The organism is Nocardioides sp. NPDC059952 (genome assembly GCF_042730435.1).
Classification (GTDB): Bacteria; Actinomycetota; Actinomycetes; order Propionibacteriales; family Nocardioidaceae; genus Nocardioides.
Genome location: NZ_JBHWLY010000041.1, coordinates 1 through 2,418, shown reverse-complemented (window position 1 = coordinate 2,418; position 2,418 = coordinate 1). Strand labels below are relative to the sequence as shown.

2 protein-coding genes are annotated in these 2,418 nt (G+C 67.6%); both read left to right on the top strand.

What is annotated here, in order from left to right; translation table 11 throughout:
• The first annotated feature begins 151 nt into the window (after positions 1-151).
• Positions 152-1,069 (top strand): EamA family transporter RarD, encoded by a 918-nt coding sequence (gene rarD / locus ACFV9G_RS18450; protein ID WP_378728958.1) that lies wholly within the window; start codon positions 152-154, stop codon positions 1,067-1,069.
• A gap of 144 nt (positions 1,070-1,213) precedes the next feature.
• Complete coding sequence (locus tag ACFV9G_RS18445) at positions 1,214-2,290, top strand: sulfate ABC transporter substrate-binding protein (protein ID WP_378728957.1); 1,077 nt, start codon at positions 1,214-1,216, stop codon at positions 2,288-2,290.
• The last annotated feature ends 128 nt before the right edge of the window (positions 2,291-2,418 follow it).

The window sequence follows — 2,418 nt, the reverse complement described above, 5'->3', positions numbered from 1 at the left end:
GACCAACACGGTCCCCTCGGCGCTCGAATAGACCGTGTTGGTCTCGACACGCCTCCGCCTAGCGGCTCCGGCGGCTCGACCGACGGGGCAAGCAGATCTCGGGTTTCGGCCTTGGGTAAAGAACGGATACCCGGAGCGGTAACGTACGGCTGTGAGTGAGCAGCGGCGTGGAGTGATGTTCGGCGCCGCGGCGTACGTCATGTGGGGTGCGTTCCCGCTCTACTTCCCCCTCCTGGAACCGGCCGGAGCCTGGGAGATCCTGGGACACCGGATCCTGTGGTCGCTGGTGGTCGCGGCAGCGCTGGTGCTGATCGTGGGGCGCCGCAAGCAGGTGGCGGAGATCCTGCGCGACCGGCGCAAGCTCTTGCTGCTGACGGCGGCTGCTGGGGTGATCTCGATCAACTGGGTGACGTACATCTGGGGGGTCAACAACGGGCGGATCGTGGAGACGAGCCTGGGCTACTTCACCAACCCGCTGGTCACCATGCTGATGGGCGTGATCATCCTGCGCGAGCGGATGCGGAAGCTGCAGTGGGTGGCGCTCGGGATCGCGTTCGTGTCCGTCGTCGTGCTCACCATCGACTACGGCCGGCTGCCCTGGGTCGCGCTGATCCTGGCCTTCTCCTTCGGCACCTACGGGCTGCTCAAGAAGAGCGCGGGGGTGGGGCCGTTCGAGTCGCTCGCCGTCGAGACCGCCGTGACGGCGCCGTTCGCGCTAGCACTGATCATCGCCCTCCAGGCCACCGGGAGCGGCACGCTCGTCGGCCACGGTGTCCTCCACGTACTCCTGATGATCAGCCTCGGCGTGATCACGGTGGTGCCGCTGGCCTGCTTCGGTGCGGCCGCGATCCGGGTGCCGATGGTGACGATCGGGCTGCTCCAGTACCTCGCGCCGATCCTGCAGTTCGCCGTCGGCGTCTTCATCGCCCACGAGGCGATGCCTCCCGGCCGTTGGGCCGGCTTCGCGATCGTCTGGGTCGCCCTGGTCATCTTCAGCGCCGAGGCGGTTCACCACCGTCGCAAGGTCCTGCGGACGCTCGTGACCCCGCCGAGCTCGACGACCGTCTAGCAGTCGCCCGCCGGCCGAGACCGGTTGTCGTCCAAGGATCGGACCGATCGTGCGTTTTCACATGCAGTCGGTTAATTCAAGTATTCTCCTCGACATTCGTAACCCGATCGACCTTGACTCGGCAGGGCAGAAGTGAGGAACCAGATGAAGAAGATCAAGGTTGCAGTGGCGTTGGCCGCTGCGAGCATCCTGACCTTGACCGCGTGCGGTGGCTCCGGTGGCGACAGCGACGCGGAGTCGATCTCCATCGTCGGCTTCGCCGTCCCCGAGACGGCCAACAAGGCGATCGCCAAGGAGTTCAACAAGACCCCCGAGGGCGAGGGCGTCACCTTCGAGACCTCCTACGGCGCCTCGGGCGACCAGAGCCGTGCGGTCGAGTCGGGCCTGAAGGCCGACTACGTCCACCTGTCCGTCGGCACCGACGTACAGCGCCTCGAGAAGGCCGGCCTCGTCGACGCGTCCTGGGACGACGGCGACAACAAGGGCATCGTGTCCAGCTCGATCGTCGTGCTCGGTGTTCGTGAGGGCAACCCGAAGAACATCCAGGGCTGGGAGGACCTGATCAAGCCCGGCGTCGGAGTGGTCACGGCCAACCCGGCCTCGTCCGGCGCCGCCCGCTGGAACGCGCTGGCCGCTTGGGGCTCGGTCGTGAAGAACGGCGGCACCGAGGAGGAGGGCAAGGCGTACCTCGACAAGCTCTTCAAGAACGTCGTCACGCTGACCAACTCGGGCCGCGACGCCACCACCGCCTTCCTCGGCGGCACCGGCGACGTGCTGCTCGCGTACGAGAACGAGGCGATCCTCGCGGCTCAGCAGGGCGAGGGCTTCGACTACATCGTCCCGGACTCCACGGTCCTGATCGAGAACCCCGGTGCCATCCTCAAGGACTCCTCCAAGCCGTCGCAGGACTGGCTCGACTTCGTCCTCGACCCCCAGGGCGGCCAGAAGCAGTTCGCGCTGACCGGCTTCCGCCCGGTCAACACCGCCGAGCCCGGCGTCGTCGACTGGGACGCGGTCGGTCTCAAGCCCGAGGACATCAAGGGCGCCAAGGACCCGGCCGACCCGTTCCCGGCTCCGAAGCAGCTGCTCACCCTGGAGAACGACTTCGGCGGCCGCGACTGGTCGGGCGTCAAGGAGAAGCTCTTCGGCACCGGTGAGGACGGCGAAGAGCTCGGCATCGTCACCGACTCCATCGCCAAGTCCGGCAAGGCCTCGCAGTAGTCCGGTCATGACGACAACCATCCCTACGGCCCGGGCGGCGGCACGTCGCACCCCGCCCGCCCCCCCGCTGTCAAGGGCCCGCGGCAGCGGGCGCGGCCTAACGATGCGCGGGGTAAGCCAGCACGGCC

Bases quoted from the DNA above. Each gene is read 5' to 3' on its own strand.
- ACFV9G_RS18445 (WP_378728957.1), top strand. From the start codon at position 1,214: ATGAAGAAGATCAAGGTTGCAGTGGCGTTGGCCGCTGCGAGCATCCTG.